The sequence below is a fragment of the Pseudomonas sp. GNP014 genome, assembly GCF_054344005.1.
Genome location: NZ_JBTGUS010000001.1, coordinates 1,923,292 through 1,941,466, shown reverse-complemented (window position 1 = coordinate 1,941,466; position 18,175 = coordinate 1,923,292). Strand labels below are relative to the sequence as shown.

Genomic DNA, 18,175 nt, shown 5'->3' with positions numbered 1-18,175 from the left:
TTCTGGCATCAACCTACGAAGGGATTTCGCCGTGCGCTGGCTCAGGATTGCCATAAGCTTCACCGTCACGTTGCTGACCTTGCTCTGCATGCTACCGGCCCAGGCCGCGCAAGGCAGTGGCTGGTCGGTATTGCTCGACGACCAGGGCAATCTGCAACTGAGCGACATTCGCTCGGCTCGCTACACCAATCAATTCAGCCCCATCGAACTGGACCGCCTCACGGCCGCCGAGCCCGATGGCGCACTGTGGCTGCGTTTCAAACTGGCGCCGGGCAAACACGAACAGGTGCTGCGCATCTTTGCCCCGGACCTGTCGCACCTCAATCTCTATGTGCTGGACGGCGACCAGCTGATCGAGCAACGCGACACCGGCACCCGCCAGCCCCAGGCTGAACGGCCATTGCCGAGCAGCGACTTCATGCTGCCGCTGCCCCAGAGCAACAAGCCTCTCGATATCTACCTGCGGATGGTGTCCGACCACCAGTTACGCCCGCATATCACGCTGCAATCAGCCGTGATGAACGCGGCCAACCAGAACCAGACATTGATTTTCGGCCTGTTGTTCGGCTGCCTCGGCATGTTGTTGCTGCACAACCTGGTGCGCTACGCCTATTCCCGTTCGCGCAGCAGCCTGTGGCTGGCCATTTGCGAAGCTCTTCTGGCGCTCAGCCTGTTGTTGCTGCTCAACCTCGCTGGTCCCTGGTTGCCGAACTGGCATGCGATCCAGACCCCGGGCGCCTACCTCGCGCTGTTGCTGACCGCCCCGGCCGGGCTGATGTTCGCCTTGCGCTTCTTCGCCCCGCTCGGTCCGCACCCGCTGAACAAACTGCTGCTCGGCGACATTCTGTTCATCGTGACCTGCAGCCTGTTGCTGTTGTTCGTCAACACCCTGCCGCTGAACATCATCACCTATGCGCTGGTGGCCCTGGCCGGCCTGAGCATGCTGTTCGTGGCGGTCTATCACTGGCAGAAGGGCTATCGTCCGGCACGGCTGTTTGTCGCGGCAATGGTGGTGTTCAACATCGGCACGCTGATCATTCTGCCGGCGCTGCTCGGGTTGACCCTGGTTGCACCGCAAGGCTTGATCATGACGCTGATGGCGTTCATTTGCGTCAGCGGCCTGTTGATGAGCATTGCCTTGGGCGAGCGCCAGCGCAGCATCACCGAAAGCCGTTTCAGCATCAGCCGCGACCTCGCCGCGAGCAATGCCGAGATCAACGCCAAGGCCGAATTCCTCGCCAAGATCAGCCACGAAATCCGCACCCCGATGAACGGCGTACTGGGCATGACCGAGCTGCTGCTGGGCACCCCGCTGTCGGTCAAACAACGCGATTACGTGCAGACCATCCACAGCGCCGGCAACGAACTGCTGACGCTGATCAACGAGATTCTCGACATCTCCAAGCTCGAATCCGGGCAGATCGAACTGGACGACGTGCAGTTCGACCTCAACGCCCTGATCGACGATTGCCTGAGCATCTACCGCGCCAAGGCCGAACAGCAGAACGTCGAGCTGATCAGCTTCATTCAGCCGCAGGTGCCGCGCGTGATCAGCGGTGACCCGACCCGCTTGCGCCAGACACTGCTGAGCCTGCTGGAAAACGCCCTGAAGAAAACCGACGAAGGCGAAGTGCTGATCGTCGTCGCCCTCGACGAGCGCAGTGACAAACCGCGCCTGCGCATCGCCGTGCAGGACAGCGGCCAGCCGATGGAGCCGGAGGAACGCGAAGCGCTGATGCACGCCGAACTGCACAGCAAGCATTTCCTCTCGGCCAACCGCCTGGGCGGCAACCTCGGATTGGTGATCGCACGGCAACTGATCCGCCTGATGCACGGCGAATTCGGCATCAAGAGCGGCGCCAGTCAGGGCAGCACGTTGTGGCTGACCTTGCCGCTCGATCCAGATCGCCTCGAACACCCGACTTCCGATCTCGACAGCCCGTTGCAAGGCGCCCGAGTGCTGGTGGTCGACGACAACGACACCTGCCGCAAAGTGCTGGTGCAGCAATGCAGCGCCTGGGGCCTGAACGTCAGTGCCGTGCCGTCGGGCAAGGAAGCGCTGGCGCTGCTGCGGACCAAGGCGCACCTGCGCGACTATTTCGATGTGGTGCTGCTCGATCAGAACATGCCCGGCATGACCGGCATGCAACTGGCCGCGAAGATCAAGGAAGACCCGAGCCTGAACCACGACATCCTGCTGATCATGCTCACCGGCATCAGCAACGCGCCGAGCAAGATCATCGCGCGCAACTCCGGGATCAAACGCATTCTCGCCAAACCGGTGGCCGGCTATACGCTCAAGACCACGCTCGCCGACGAGTTGAACCAGCGCAACAAGGGCCAGGTGGTGTTCCAGCCGCAAGTGGTGACGCCGTCTACGGCAGCCAAGGTGCCAAGCGATTTCCGCATTCTTGTCGCCGAAGACAACACCATCTCGACCAAAGTGATTCGCGGCATGCTCGGCAAACTCAACCTGCAACCGGACACCGCCAGCAACGGCGAAGAAGCCCTGCAGGCGATGAAAGCCCAACGTTACGATCTGGTGTTGATGGACTGCGAAATGCCGATTCTCGATGGTTTCTCCGCGACCCAGCAACTGCGCGCCTGGGAGGTCAGCAACCAGCGCATCCGCACGCCGATCGTCGCGCTGACGGCGCACATCCTCGCCGAACACAAAGAACGCGCACGTCAGGCCGGCATGGATGGGCACATGTCCAAACCCGTCGAGTTATCGCAGTTGCGCGAGTTGATCGAGCATTGGGTTGCCCAGCGTGATCAGCAGAACCGAACGGCGTCGACCTTCTGAATCGCCCGCTGGCGGGATGCAATCGACGCTCGAGTTCACCCGGTGACCTGGGCGAGACGGACACCACCGCGGCCTGCGCTGCCATGAGCGCCGTCACGCCTCAATTGCTGCTCGACTGATAGACTCCATCCCCACACTCTCCTGCCGCGAGCCGACACCATGCTCCATGTGCTGTTCAGCGTTTACCTGAAGATGCTGGTGCTCTACAGCCCGTTCTTCGTATTGTCCTGTTTCATCAGCCTGACCCGTGGTTATTCGCGCAAGGAACAACGGCGCCTGGCCTGGAAGGTGGCGTTGGCGACGCTGGTCTCCAGCGTGTTGCTGTATCTGTTCGGGCGGGTGATTTTCGATGTGTTCGGCATCACCGTGGATGCTTTTCGCATAGGTGCCGGCAGTGTGCTGTTCATTTCGGCACTGGGCATGGCACAGGGAAAACCGGCGGTGCAGGCCGATAACGTGCAGCAGGACGTGACCATCGTGCCGCTGACCATTCCGTTGACGGTCGGCCCCGGCACCATCGGTGCTTTGTTGGTCATGGGCGTCAGCCAGCCACACTGGGACGACAAACTCACCGCGATCATTAGCATCGCACTGGCCAGCTTCACCGTGGGCGTGGTGCTCTACCTGTCGAACCGCATCGAGCGGATCCTCGGCGATCAGGGTTTGCAGATTGTCAGTCGGCTGATGGGCTTGTTTGTCTGTGCCTTGGCGGCACAGATTATCTTCACCGGTATAAAGGGTTATCTGGTGCCCTGACGGCCGGGATCGCGGATAACGGGTGCACAACAAAACGCCGCGAACGACAGGGTTCGCGGCGTTTTGCTGTCGGACGGCCTTACGCGGCGATCGCCGGTACCGCCGTCAGATCCTGCAGCGTCATGCTCTTCGAACGCCCTTCACCAGCCTGCAAACGTTGTACCCACGTCGATACCGCATGGGAATGCTGGTGATTGAACGCGAGGAAAACCTCGCCGCGCAACGCCTCGTCAGCAGAACAGACATCACGCAAGATCAGGCAATGCTCACTGTCCGGATCAATGATCAGCAGATGTTCCCGGACGATTTCGAAGAGCAGTTTTTCCGGCGCATCGAACTCCCAGATCAACTTGCCAGGCACCGCTGGCACTTCACCCGACGCGTGCCGGCAATCAATGATCAGCGAATCAAGCCTGCGCCAGGCGGCCCGCGATAGCCTGCAGGTCACATGCCCCTGCCCCAGTCGCAGAACCATCAAAGAGACGTCATCGGGAATCAGCGGCAACAGATCATCCACACGGTCCTGCGCCTCAATGGTCACCACCTGAGCGTTGCGCTGGAAGTAGTTGAATCGCCCAAGGCCGTGCATGCCCGGATAGGTCTGCACCGTGCCCGCGGCAGGCTCGTGGAGCAATACCGTGGTTGCCCCCTCGCGGGATGGCTGATGCTGTGTACCGAGCAGAACAACATCCAAAGGCAGCGCTTTGCCGACAACGCGCACCAGCCTGGCACCCTGCACGTCATACCATTGCAGACTGTCCGGACCAGACTCGACGAAAACGAACTCTTCGTGATCGACGTCGTTCAACAAGGTTTGCAGGCGTTCGAGCAGCGGACCGCCCTGCGCAGTGACCCAATGTCGATTGACCCCACTGATGACTTCAGACTCCTGATAGCGAAGGTTCAGCAATACGCCTTCCACCGTAGTGCCCGCTAACCCCGAGCCGTCGACGCGCACCTCGGCAAATCGCCAGTCAGCCCATTCCGGCACAGGTGCAGGCAGAGCGTCGGCGTGCAACAACTGCGCACCTGCGCCAAAAGCCCGCTCAAGATTCTGCGGCTCCATGAGTGGCTGGCTCCAGATCGCTCCGCTCGAGAGGTCAAACACCCAGCACGCCTGGTTATCGGGTGTGACGCCGAGCAAACGTACTTCCTTGTCGCGCCCCATATCGCACAGCAGCAAGCGGTTGTTCACAAACCAGGCCGACAGGTTGCCGTCACCGGCGACGTTGCGTAAACCGACAATCGCAAAACCGTTCGCCGCATAACGTTTGGCGATTGATTCCAGCGCCAGCCACCATTGCGCTCGATCCTGCAGCCATCGCTCATCGAGGCCAGCCAGCAGCACATCGCCTTGCGCGGTCAGATTGAAGAAACGCCCCTCGTCATCGAGTAGCAGATACCCCCCGTCAACAGCCACCACCTGCGTCAGTCCTGCCGGCTCGATCCAGCGTTTCGACCATTGCGCCTGGCCCTGCCTCACGGTTCGCTCCTGCCGGCAAAGCGTCTGGTCTATGCGGTTGTAGATGAAGAACACATCGGCGGCGTCCGTCATCGGCATCAGCATCAAGTCGCCGAGGTGCTTTATCGAGTCTTTCCAGCCGCGGGCATGACGAGGCAGCGGCTGGGGATGAATCAGCAGTCGATCGGCGCTGCGGATCCAGACCATATCGCGCTTGCCCGGATCGAATGCCCAACACACGGAAACATAGGCCGCCGGTTGCCACTCCACCGTAGTCACACCATCTTTTTCGGGATGGGAACGGGCGATCAGGTAATTGCCCAGCACCGAGGGCCAATCGACCAGCGTATCGCTGGCAAACACGGTGGCTTGCAACTCGCGATGCTGACCGTAAGTCACCGAACCGAGCAATAACTGTCCGTCGTGGATCAGGTAACCGAATTCACGCGGGGCATGGGCAGCGCTGACCGTTTGCACAAAATGAATCACGCCGTGGGCATCGACCTGGAATTTGTCGAGCAGACTGTCCCCCTCCAGCAATACACGGAAGCGATGTTTGATCAGTCCGCTGAGCGTATCGACCTGCCAGATGTCGTAGCTGTCCGCCACGTAAAAGTACGCATAACCGTTGACCACCAGCGCCAGCTGCGCCTCATCGGTTTCCCCGGCGCCTTCGTTGCGAATATAGAGAAAGCGCTCTTCGTGCGCGTCATACCACCCGGTGACGTACCGGGGTTGTTGCGGTGACTCGAACGGGATTGGCCACTGATGAATCGGCGTGTAGGGCAGCAGCAAACGATGCTCGTTGGCCAACATCTTGTAGTGCGTCAGCAACGCCTGCTCATCCAGCCCGGCAGGCGCACTCTGTTCGATGATCGCCAGCTGACGCCTGACCTGATCAACCTGGAACAATTGCTGATCGGCTATACGCAAGCGCAGCGTATGTCGACCACGGCCGGACAGCTTCAGGTGCACATTGCCGATGTACAGCTCGCCGAGTTCGACGCGGATATCCGTCACACGCGCCCATCCGGCCTCCAGCACCCAGCTGCATCGGGTGCCGCTCGGCGCTTGCAATTCGATGTCATAACCGCGGCTCAGCGCCAATGTGCATGAAGCGTCGGCTCCGCAAATACGGTAGGACACCTTGCCCTCCCAGATACTTGGCAGCGACGGCGCCACCAGGACCCGTTCGACGGCATCCAGCTGCACCTCGATGACAGTCTGGCGATAGTCGGCATACAACCGATGCAGGATGTATTCGCAAGGAAAGGAATAAAACGAAAAACGAAACAGCCAATTGCCGTTCTTGTTCTTTTTTTCCAGACGTCGCGCCGTATCGAAACCGCGGTCGTCGCGCAGGTTGCCAAATGGCAGGGCCTTGTATTCATAGCCATAGCAAGTCTGCGGCGTACATGGCAAGACGATGGTCTGTTTGGCTGGAGGGGTAAACACGATCTCGCCCGGCAGTTTTAACTGCTGACGGATATCAATCGCCCGGTCGTAGTCGAGGTCGTAGTCCGTCACGCCGATGTGATCACGCAAAGGGTAGAGTTTGGGACTGTCGAGGCGCAGTTTGCCATTGGCCAGATCAATGCTTTTGACCAGCAGCGCAGGCGGCACAGTCCAGGCGCCCAGGCGAGCGTCGAAGTGATAGCCGATCCCGCGATACGCATGTTCCATGTCCGCGAAGAAGTTACCGACGGCCTCCGCATCACGTGCAATGCCGGTAAAGCCCTGGGCGAGCGCAGCGAACCCGACCGCCAGACCGCCGAGGATGACCCCCGCGCCCCCGAGCACCGCCGCAGCGGTTGAGGCGCCGGCCAGTGCCGCTCCGATCCCCCCCGCCGTCAAGGCCAGGCTGGCTGAGTCAAAGGCCAGTTGGGTGCCGAACTGTGCCTTCTCGACCTCATCTTCGGCGGTCGCCAACTGGTAGACATCAAAACCAACGTTGGCCAGCCCCAGCACGGCGCCGACACCTTCATTGGCAGCGTGACCCAGCGCTTCGCTGACCACCGGCCCAACGGTGCGGGCAATGACCTTTTGCTCATTCAGCGCCGTGCGCACCAGGCGAATCAGCCCCACGACATCCACCACGTTGCCATGCACCAACTGTGCATAGTTGACGTAGCCATGCAGACGCACAGCCGTGGTCAGTGTGCGCGCCTCCCCTTCCCGTCCGCGCAATGTGTTCATCAAGGCCTGAAGAGTGAAGCCGGCGTTGAGGGTATGCACACTGCCGGCTTCGGTGGGATCCACCCCATGAGCGGTCCGCTGCGGTTTGCGCGCCAAGGTTGAGAACTGCCCGGACAACCAGGTTTTGATGCGCAACAGACGGTGATCCTCACTGAGCACCTCGACCACCTGCGCAGGATTTGACGGATTGATGAGACTCAGTCGGTATGAGCCTTCAGGCGTCACTTGCAGCGTTTCGAACAACGGCACCAAAGGCGTCGCCCCGGCGTGCAGTTTTTGCAAGGCCGCTGTGGCGGCGGCGATCTCCTGGCCCCACCAATGGCTGTCCAGTCCGAGCAGGCTCGCGCCCAGGTGGGCGTTTTCGATCAGCGATCGGCCGTGCGCGCTATTAAGACGCTGGCGAAGGCTGCCTTCCGGTTGTTCCGGCAACGGTTCATTACTCAACAATGTGCCCGCCGTTATCGCGCCGGACAATGGCCAGGATGAGATCCGCTCGGCGTGCAGCTCTGCCAGATTGAACTGTGGCCGCGTTTCGTCACCGTAAGCTGCGTAATAACCGGCCATCTTCTGACGCACGAAAAAATGCTCGAGCGCTTGCTGGAACTGGATGGCGTCGCTGAACCCGAACAGGCCAAAGTTGGGATCATAGAAGTGATAAGTGGTCACCCCTCCCGCCACGGTTTTAGCCGCGAGCATCGAATGGTTGTCCGAGTTGAGCATCAACATCCGGGGGCCGCTGCGACTCTCCAGAGCGGCGCTGATTTGCGTGAGGTCGGCATGGCCCAGCGGCGTACCGACGTCACTCAGTGCGATACCGCGCAGTTCCTCCACCGCGTGCTTGAAAGCGATCGAATCGTTCTTCCCTGGCTCGATCACCGCCAGAAAAAAGCGTTCGCGTAATTGCCGGAGGGCTGGGCTGCCCTCGGTAAGGGCCGCGCTCATCAGCAACGCCAATGGGTAACACCGCCCGCCAATGGCCTCGCCGCGACCACCGAGCAAGAAATCCTGAGGCACCGCTGCGAAACTGCCGAAGTCGAACGAACCGAGCAGGCGATCGGTTTGCTCGTTGATCTGCATGCGATGTTCAAGTGTGGCGACGTGTTGGATCTGCCCGACCTGCCGCCCCCACTGGCGCTGGGTGTGCGCATCCTTCAAGGCGCTTTTCTTCAGCGCCAGTGCCCCCACGGCGCTGGTTGGCAACAGGTCAGCCGCCAGACCGTTCAGGAACGCCCGATCCTGTCGCTGATACAGATGTCGCTCGATGACCGCGTAACGATTGGAAACCCCCAGATCACGAACCTGGTTGGCGAGGTTGTCCAGCTCCCCCGTGAGCGCCAGGAACGCCTGACCGTGCAGCGAATCGGCTCCAATCAGTGCGCCGAGGGCCAGTCGTTGCAACGGGGTAATCTCGTCAAGACTGAGCTCACCACGGCCCATCCCGACCAGCACTTCATCCAGCCCCAGCGCTTGCGTATTGGCGACACTGAGAAACGGCGGAGGCAGCGCACTGGCTGGCTGTTGCCTGATCAGTTGGCGTTCGGCGTAACTCAACGGCAATGGATGCTCAAAGTTGACAGGGCCATCATGACCAAGGCGCATCGCACTGATAAACGGCTCGCCAAGGGTATCGACCAGGTGCTGCAAGACGTCCGTCAGCAATACGGTGCGGCCTTCGATTTTTGGCCATCCCTGTTCAAACACCAGGGTCGAGCCCTTGAGCAACTGCCCGATATCACCCGCATAACGGGTTTTATATTCACCGCTACTCCAGCGCTGGCGCTCTGTCTTGAGCCATTGCTCAGGATCGGTTTCGTTGTCTTTCCAGGAGTGGTCCTGCTCCTCTTCGGTATCGCGATTGATTGTCCCAAGGGCAGAGATCGGCGTATCCGCGCGAAACACCTGCGCATCCACAGGGGTAAAGTGAGTTCTTTCGTAATCGCCCATGCTGTCGCGCATGGCGCCGGGTCCGGTCAGGTAGATGGTCAGTTCGCTTTGCAGGCGAATGCCGTCACTGAAGTGACAGGCTGCTGCACGGGCCAGATACGCTGCAAAAATTTCCTGCTCTGCGGGCAGTTCGCCCAGAGGGCCATAGAATTTCTCTAACGCCTCATTTGCCAGCTCTGACATACGCTCGCTGTCACTCAACGCAACTCTTCGCTGCACCGCTAAACGGGCCGTGGCATCAATCAAGTCATAGCTCAAGCGCAATCGCTTGATCAGCGATTGCAACATCGCTGCACCGGGGTGAGCCATCAAAAATGCATTGCTCATCGACCCCCCTTCAGCAACAGCCCTCAGCGCAAAAGGTCGGATCAGCCGATCTGCCGGAGGCTGAAACACCTCGCCCATGGCGGGATGGCTTTTGGCGAAGGTTTCGATTGTCGAACGGTGCTCGAGAGGGATCTGTTCCAGATAATGCGTATAGCGCTGACGCAGCGCCTGACGTCCGGGCATCCAGTGCGGATTGTGATCGAGCATCAGTTGCAAGACGCCGGCGCGGGCCGGCGGTTGAAGGCTGCCCATGTCAACACCGGCGAGATGCTTTCGCAGCGGTGGCAGGTTATCCACATCGGCGTAACTGCCACCTTCGCGGTACAGGACCTCGGCACGCACCACATCGGACGCCGCCGCCAGATTGCCGCGCAAACGGGTCTCGCGTTCGTAGATGTCTTGCAATTGCAGCGGTTCTTCGCCGACATCAAGATCGCGCAACTGCAGGTCGGCTCCCGCGAGTGCCTGCACGCTGTCACGATTGCGCTCCCTGAGCAGTTGCAACGTGGCACGGTCCTGACCGTAGGCCTCGACCAACAACGCGATGCGTGCCTCATCAGCCGACTCGCCGCCTTCAACGGCAGCATTGATGTGGGCATACATTTGCTGCTTCAAGACGATCGCGCGCTCTTCGTAGAGAGTGGCCAACGCACTTTCATCAATGACTTTTTCACCAACCTGTGCGAGCGCATCGGCCTTGGCCGCCTCGACAATCAGCTTGTTGGTCTGGTGGGCCAGCAGTGCATCACTGTCATACCAGAGATTGAGTGCATAACCTTGCCCGGCAAGCACCTGGCGCCAGACGTAGAGGTAATCGCGCTGTATGTCACCGACACCACCACCGAGCCAGACAAAGTGCAGCGTTTTCGCAACAGGCGTCGGCGCGGTTTTGAGCAGCGCAGCACTCGACTGAACACGGGACTCGAAGTGTTCGACCTGATGGTAGATATTCGTTAGCCGGTCATTCGTGACAGGCTGTTCCGTACCGCGCTTTACTCGCCCCGGCGCCAGCAGCAGGGCCAGGGTCTGACGCAGCAGGGCCAGCGGTTCAAGTATTCGTGCGGAGTTTTGGGGGTCGACACAAGCGCTGTAAAAACGCAGTACGGCATCACTCAGTTGGTTGTCGGCTTGCAGTTCAAGAGCCTTTTTAAGATCGACCAGATCAAACAGACTGGCAAAATCAAACTCTTTATCCTCGGATGTTTTATTACTCTTCATAAACCGGGTCTCAACGAGATAATTGAGCCAACACGCTAACTACCATCAACTTCAGGCTCAAACCGGATTACATTCAAATATTATCGTGCGTCGCCAATTGCAAGCGCCCATGTCAGCAGACACATGGACATTTATAGACCGTCTGTTACGCACAACCAACAACCCCAACAAACAATAACTATTGCCTGACAACCGATAACTTTAAAAACAAAAGAGCCGCCAATAATCTGTTGGCGGCCCTGCCATTTAAATTTTGATTTATAAATCAGATTATTTCTTTGATCACCGCGCCCAGCGTAACAATGGCTTCATCGCCCTGTGCCCGTGAGTAAGCCTGCAGCCACTGTTCAATGCTCAACGTGCACTGTTTGCCTTCAATGGTGACGGCCAGGGCCATGGGCATTGGCGACTCGCCATCCTGCGGATCGACGCCCCGCACTATCAAGCTGTGGGCATTGTCCGGGTCACTGAGTACCAGATGCCCGGCGACCCGGGACATCAGCAGATGTCCGGCTTCAGGTAAATCCAGAGTCAATAAGTCTGCTCGCGGCATCTCGAGCCCGGAGCTACGCCGTGGATTGACCACAATACAATCGAGGCGCTGCCAGACGGGTTCCGAGAGCCGATAACGGGCGGCCTGCGCGCCGAAAGTCAGAATCAACTTGTCGACCCCATCAGGCAACATTGGCAGCCAATCCGTTACTTCGTCGTTCACTTCAAGCGACAACACGTCACCTTCACGATGGGCGTAACTGCCTGGCAGCCAGAGATCCTCCGCGGATCCGCGACTGAAGATCAACCCGTCCACCGGATCGAAAAGCATCGGCACCGTCTCGTTGAGGGTTCCCAGAAACTGCGGGGACTGCCCATCGGCTCGCCCCGCAATCTCGAAAACGCGATCCAGTGCCGGCACGTAATACTTGTAGCGATCCGGAACACTGCCCAAGGGCAAAAACGCGGCGTGGGGCTGCTCGTGCACCAGCGCTCTCAAGCGAGCCCGCAATGCCTCGGGTGATTCGCTATACACGTACGACCAGGCATTCTCGACACCGACGATGCGCGCGGGCTGATGATCGCGCAGTTGCAGATTCACCCCTTCGCGAGTGCGGCCCACCAAACCTTCGCCATCGGCCGACACCTGGCTGAATGTCCATTGCGGCCAGACTTTTTCCGCGTTTGGCAATGAGTCGGGATGCAGCAGCCGCTGACCGTCACCAAACACCTTGCGCAGTGCATCGAGCGGCATCAGCGGCTGGCGCAGGATTTGCCCTGCGGCAACGTCCAGCAGCCAAACGGCCTGCTCATCCGGAGTCCGCCCCAGCAAGGCGAACTCCTTGCGCTCGCTGCCACGGGCCAGCACAACCTTCTCCCCCATGCACCACACCGCCAGCAACGCATCGCCGGATGCACCGGTCAGGCCTAGGATCGGAAACGGTTCCGATTTATAGGCCTTGGCCAACGCCGGTAGGGCGCTCAGCCAATCAGGATTGCGTTGCAGCCAGTGCTGCCCCAAACCGAAGAACTTCAACACGTGCTCGTCGATTTCGGACTGCCAGTTATTGGCTTTGGCGCTCAAGTCGATCTCGAAAAGCCGGCCATCGGCGCGGGTGGCAATATAACGATCCCCTGCCCGGGTGACCTCGACGATGTCCTTCGCAATGACCTGATTGAAGAAGTAATCGGTTCTGAGTTCGATGCCATGACTGAGCGTCTGAGTGTCTTTACTGTAAAAAATCAGCGCGGCTTCCGGATCCGTTACCTTGGGCATGAGCATGACCATGTCAGGCGCACTGCCGTGTTGCGCGCGAAAGTATCGCTCATGGCCGGTGGCAATCCAGGCGCGCTCCAGCAACACGTCAAAAGAGTAAGCGTGCGCGTGAACAAAGGGAGTGTATGACCAAATGCTGATCGCCGATGCCATGCCTGGCGTTCCGTCCGCGAAAGGGCGAGCCTTTTTCAGACGGTGCCGCAGAAAAGAGATTCTGCTTCCGTCTTCGGGCTTGAGGCTGGAGCCCTCAAGGCCGGGCGACCACATTTTGATATCCAGCAACGTCACCTTCAGTCCGCTGATCTGGAACGTCAGTGTGGTCTCGACCTTGCTCGCGGATGCCTGCTCACGCAACTGCTGCGCGATATGCATACTGCCGTCCGCCTGTTGGGTGAAACTCGTAATCCTGGTGCCCAGGTCAAGGCTGAGCAGACGATAGCGACGCACGACGGTGCCGGTCAGCGCATCGACCTGCCATATCGTCCCGTGATCAGGGTGATAGAACCACGCATGAGTGGCGGTCGCCGCGCCCAACACCAGGCCGCGATTGACCTCGACAGGCAGATTGCGGGCAAACAGCAAGCGCTCCTGCCGCGTGTCGTAATAAGCCGTAGTGAGCACCGGCGAGCGGGCTGGATTGTAGGGCACTTCGAATCCGTTCAGGGTCACATAGCCCTGCGCCAGACGCCTCTCGCCAGCCCGTTTGCGCAGATGAACCAGAACCTTTTGCAGGGTGTTTTGCCCGTCCTGCAGCGTGACCGAAACCAGGCGCAAACGGCGCGCCTGCCAGTCGACCTGGAACAGCTCGCCGTCAGCCAGTTCGATCAAGCCGTCGAAACCTATAACCAGCATACCGTCGACACTCAGTGTGCGAGCATCGTGGCCTGCCGATAAACGCTCGCCCGCCTGCGGTGGCGAAGCGTTGAACACAACGCGTTCGATATTGACCCACGGCGCACGGACCACCCATTTGGCACTGCCTTGAAACCTCACGGCGACCAATCCGGGGGTGAGTTGCAGCTGGTATTGACCGGCGACAGCAACGATTTCGTAGGAGATTTTTGCGTGCCACTCCTTAGGCAGCTCTGGAACCACCAACTGACGAACCTGATCGTCGAGTCGCACGCTGATTTTCGTTGTTTTAAAGATGGGGTGCAGCTTGTAGAGGATGTGCTTGAACGATGGCGTGCTGTGCAGATACACCTGACGGTTGCCTTGCCTGTCATATTCAAGCTTGTCTGCCACTGCGTTGCGCAACTGCGGATATCGGGTATGGATGCCGTTGTTCGAACTGTTAGTCAACACTTCTCCCAGCACCTTCGGCAGCGACGTCAATGCCCACCAGTTCGGCCCGCGTATCTCACTCGCGAGACGTGGCGTCACCCGCTCTCCAGGCAATGGCACATAGTCATAGCCCGAACCTCCCAACTGGTATTCGTAACCGAAGTAACAGATCGGTGTGCACGGCAACACCACGGTATGACGACCACCGGCATTGCCCAGCCTGATCACCTCAGGCAGCTCCAGTGCCTGGCGAATGTCGACGGCCCGGTGCAGCTGTTTCGGGTCATCGTTGTACTGCGGCAACTCGAGCGCACCGCCCTTCCAGGGGTAAAACTTCTGGCTGTCGAATCGCGCTTCATCGGCTTTCAGGTCGAGGCGCGTGATGACCGCCTCGGGCGGGAACTGCAAGACCCCGTGTTCGAGTGTGTAGGCGCCGTGCTGGTAAGCATTGTAGATGGCGCGCAAATGGTTACCGACGGCGGTCGCCTTGTCGCTGATCTGTCCCAGGTTGCTGGCAATGGCCGATACACCGATCCCGACCCCGAGCAGCGGCACAGACAGAATCGCCGCCGCGGCGCCGGCCGTTCCGCCCACAGTCAGCGCGACCACGTCCAGCCCCAGCGCGGCGATATCGAACGTCAGTTGCGCGGACAACCGCGAGCGCTGCTCATGATTCTCGGCCACCGTCAGCCCATAAACATCGAAGCCGATATTGACGATGGAAAAACCGACACCGGCCGCCGTGGCGGTGCGGCCCAGCAACCGTCCGGACAGCGACGACTGGCGCACGGCCAGCGCCTGCTCACTGGCCGCGACCTGACGCACCAGATTGATGATCTGCGCGGTATCGGTCAGCACGCCAAAACCCAACTGCGCATAGCTGACATAAACCTGCACTTGCAGCGCAATCGACAACGCCGGTATCTCGCCACCTGCCGCCTGATATTCGCGCAGGCGCATTTCGTTGATTAACGTCTGAATCACAAAAGCGAAACTCAACCGGCTGCCACCGTCGGCTTCGGCCGGAGCGCTCGCGCTGCCTGCAAAGGTCTTCACCAGACGTTGCAGGTGCTGTTTGACCCGGCTCAGACGCGCATCGCTGGTACTGACCGTGCGGCTGTTTTGCGGTTTTTTGACGTCCACCATCGTCACCGAAAAACCAGCCTCCGGGGTCGCCCGCACCGTCTCCAGCAATGGCAGATAGTCACCGCTCAGTTTGTGTTCATCGCGGATACGCCGGGTGGCTTCATCGAGTTCCTGCGCCCAGTAACGAGCGTCCATTTGCGCCAGGCTGGCTCCCATTCGGGCATTTTCGTTCAGGGAACGGGCACGGCCGAGCGCTTGTTTGGCCCAGACTGACGACGTTTGAGAAGCCGGGTCCTTTGTCTGTAAAAAACTGTCCACACGCAGGCTGGATGAAAGCTGCCGTTCGGCGATCGCGGCGGTGTCCAGCTCGATAACGTTGAAGTGCGCTGCGTCGACATCACCCAAACCGTAAAGCGTGGCCAATGCGTGCTGGCTGTCATTCAGGTAATGCTCCACGCCGCGTTTTAAATCGGCGTGTCCGGCAAAGGTATAGAGCGCAAAGTTAGGGTCATAAAAACGATAGAACGTTTGCTCGCCCACCTGCACTTTGGCGACCAGCAGCGCATGATTACCGGTGTCGAGCAGCAGGACGGTCGGCGCGGTTTTCGCCGCCAGCGTCTGCATCACGCTGTCGAGGCGCTGTAAGCCTCGAGACTTTCCAAAGGCCTTGCCGGACACGTCCTGAAGCTCACCCAATGCGTTCAACAACGCCTGCGACTCAACGTCCTGCGGATGTTGCGCAGCATGACCGACGCGCGCGACCAGTGCACGTTCGGCCGGCTCACCGGCCGCCATGGCTGCGCCCATCAACAGCGCCAGCGGATAGCAGCGTCGCCCCGGGTCACCCGTGCCGAGCATCAACAGATCCTGTGGCACCTGCCTGCTGGAAAGCGCCCCGGCCTGGAAAAACCCTTCGCGCACCCGTGCGCTGCGCTTGAGGATCCGGGTGGTGTATTCACGCTGCGCGGTACGATGGATGTGTCCGATGCGTTCGCCCCATTGCTTCAGTGTCAGCGCGTCATTCATCGCCAGCGCCTTGAGCACGCGTGACGTGTGCGTGCCGTTCGCCACGCCCCGCGCCAGTGCGGCCTCGAAGGCCGGCGACTGGCGCTCGACCAATACCTTTTCAATCGCGTTATAACGGGCGAACAAGCCTTCATCGGAGGTATCCCGGGCAATGCTCATGACGTTCTGCCAGGCGCCGGCGAACCCGCTGGAATCCAGGCTCGTCGCGCCAAACAGGCCACCGAGCATGACGCGCTGCAAAGGACTCAACTGCTCAGCCAACAGAGAGCCGTGGGCCACGTGCGAAAACAGTTCGTTGAGGTTGCTGGTGGGTTCAGCCCCCAGAGAAACGGGAATCTCACCTGCCGGTTGTGTGCGTATTTGCTCACGACTGTCGAAGTCGATGGAAAACGCTATCGGGAAGTTAATGTCACCACTCAACTTGTCTCTCATTGCGCGAGTGAACGGTTCACCGAGGTCATCAATCAGTTGCTGCAGTACCGAGGTCAACAGCACCGGTTTGCCTTCAATGATCGGCCAGCCTTGTTTGAAGGTCAGCGTATGCTGCCTGAGCAACCCGGCCAACTGACCCACGTAACGTGACTTGAGTTTGCCCGTGCGCCATTTCTCCTGCTCGTTCCTGAGCCATTCATGTTCATCGCCATTCACCGTCCAGCCGGAGATCCGTTCCTCTTCAGTGGAAACGTTATAGCCCTCGACCAGTTTCAGGCGACTACGGATCTCATTGATCTGATCGGGTTGCAGATGCTGTTCGATATACCGGGTAAGCCCTGCGGCAGCCGCCCCCGGTCCGGTAAGGGTGATGGTGCCTCGCGCATCGACGCGTATCCCGTCCTGATAATAGGTCCGGATGGCGTCAATCAATTTGGACGCTGAAAAATGAATCTTGGAATCAGGCAACTTGCCCAGCGCCTGCATTTCATTCACGACGTTTTGAATGACGTCCAGCAAACGCCCCTCATCGGCGAAGTCGATACCGGCGACGATTGATCGACGCTCGACTTCCTGCAAGCAGTCATAATTCAGGCGGATCATCTGCATGTAGGCCATGACCATGGCACTGCCTGGATGGGCGATGAAGTGCGCATTCATTTCCCCGGTGACCGCACTTCCATGAGCCGTTCCCAAGCGCATGGCATCTTGCGGTGCCGCGTGCTCCTTCGGTGCAACGAAAATCTCATGGACACCCGGCTTACTGTGCGCGAACGCCGTCAGCGCCGCGTCGGCCGCAGTGGGAATTTCACCGGTTATCTCCAGGTAACGCAGTGGATCGCGCCCCGGCATCAAAGCCTCGTTGTGATCCAGTAGCAGTTTCAGAACCCCGAGTCGCTGGTTGCCGTTAAAGTCACTGATATCGACAGCGCCCAACTTCTCGGCCAGCGGCGGCAAGTAGTCCATGTCGCTGTAGCGACCACCCTCCAGATACTCGGCCTGTAACCGCACGACATCGCTCGCTGCCGCGAAGTTGCCACGCATGGCAATTTCACGCTGGTAGACATCGTGTAAAAAGTGCCCGGCAAACTCTTGGCGAACGTCACGTAACTGCAAGTCCGTTGCGACCATTGCCCGATGCGTTTCCAGGCATTGCTGGCGAAAGTTTTCCAATGTCGCCCGATCCTTGCCGTAGGCGCGCACCATCAAGTCAATGCGCGCCTGGTCGGCGTTACCGCGCCACTGGGGTTGTTCCAGGAACGCGAACATCTGCTGTTTCAGCACCCGCGCGCGATCTTCGATCATTTGTGACAACACAGCGGGTTTGCTCAGCGTGTCGCCTCCCGCCTCCATCGCATCCACTCTGGCAGCGTCGAGAATCACCCGGTTCATTTCAAAGGCCAGCAACGCATCGCTGTCGTACCAGAGGTTGAACCGGTAACCCTGTGGTTCGAGGATCTGGCGCCAGATGTTCATGTAATCACGCTGGTTGACGCCGACTTCACTGCCACCGACCCAGACAAAGTGCATGATTTTCGGCACGGGCCGGCCTTCATCCTTGAGCAGGGTCAGCGTGTCCGCCATGCGCGCGATGGACTTGTTCAGTTGCGATCTGATCTGTTTGACGTCCCCTAACACGGGCGTTGTCTTACGCTTGATCAGTAACTCCAGCAATTCCTTGAAGAGCTTCACCGACAGCAGTCTTTCGTTGTGATCGGTTGTTTGCATAGCCCTGTTGTAATGCTCTGACAACGCCGTGTGTTCAGCGCTACCGGTAAACTCACCAAGTGTTTGTTGCATTTGCGAGTAATCTTCAGCGGAAATGAACTCGCGCAACTTATCGTTAGTTTCCATTATTACCTTCCTTGAC

Annotated in this window: 4 protein-coding genes; 2 read left to right on the top strand and 2 right to left on the bottom strand. The window is 59.4% G+C overall.

Going from position 1 to position 18,175, the window contains the following annotated elements; translation table 11 throughout:
- The first annotated feature begins 31 nt into the window (after window positions 1-31).
- A complete protein-coding gene (locus tag ACXX9E_RS08665) occupies window positions 32-2,806 on the top strand; it encodes a hybrid sensor histidine kinase/response regulator (RefSeq protein ID WP_458555293.1) in 2,775 nt (924 codons plus the stop codon).
- A 159-nt stretch (window positions 2,807-2,965) separates the two neighbouring features.
- The gene (gene tspR, locus ACXX9E_RS08660; RefSeq protein ID WP_077571434.1) at window positions 2,966-3,562 is read left to right on the top strand and encodes a type III secretion system genes modulator TspR; all 597 of its coding nucleotides are present in this window, start codon (window positions 2,966-2,968) and stop codon (window positions 3,560-3,562) included.
- 79 nt (window positions 3,563-3,641) lie between these two features.
- Here tspR and ACXX9E_RS08655 read toward each other — a convergent pair whose 3' ends face one another.
- Together ACXX9E_RS08655 and ACXX9E_RS08650 are read right to left on the bottom strand one after the other, a co-directional pair.
- Window positions 3,642-10,709, bottom strand: a complete 7,068-nt coding sequence (locus ACXX9E_RS08655; protein ID WP_458555292.1) for a TcdA/TcdB pore-forming domain-containing protein — start codon at window positions 10,707-10,709, stop codon at window positions 3,642-3,644.
- Window positions 10,710-10,974: 265 nt separating this feature from the next.
- Window positions 10,975-18,159 (bottom strand): TcdA/TcdB pore-forming domain-containing protein, encoded by a 7,185-nt coding sequence (locus ACXX9E_RS08650; RefSeq protein ID WP_458555291.1) that lies wholly within the window; start codon window positions 18,157-18,159, stop codon window positions 10,975-10,977.
- Window positions 18,160-18,175: the final 16 nt, after the last annotated feature.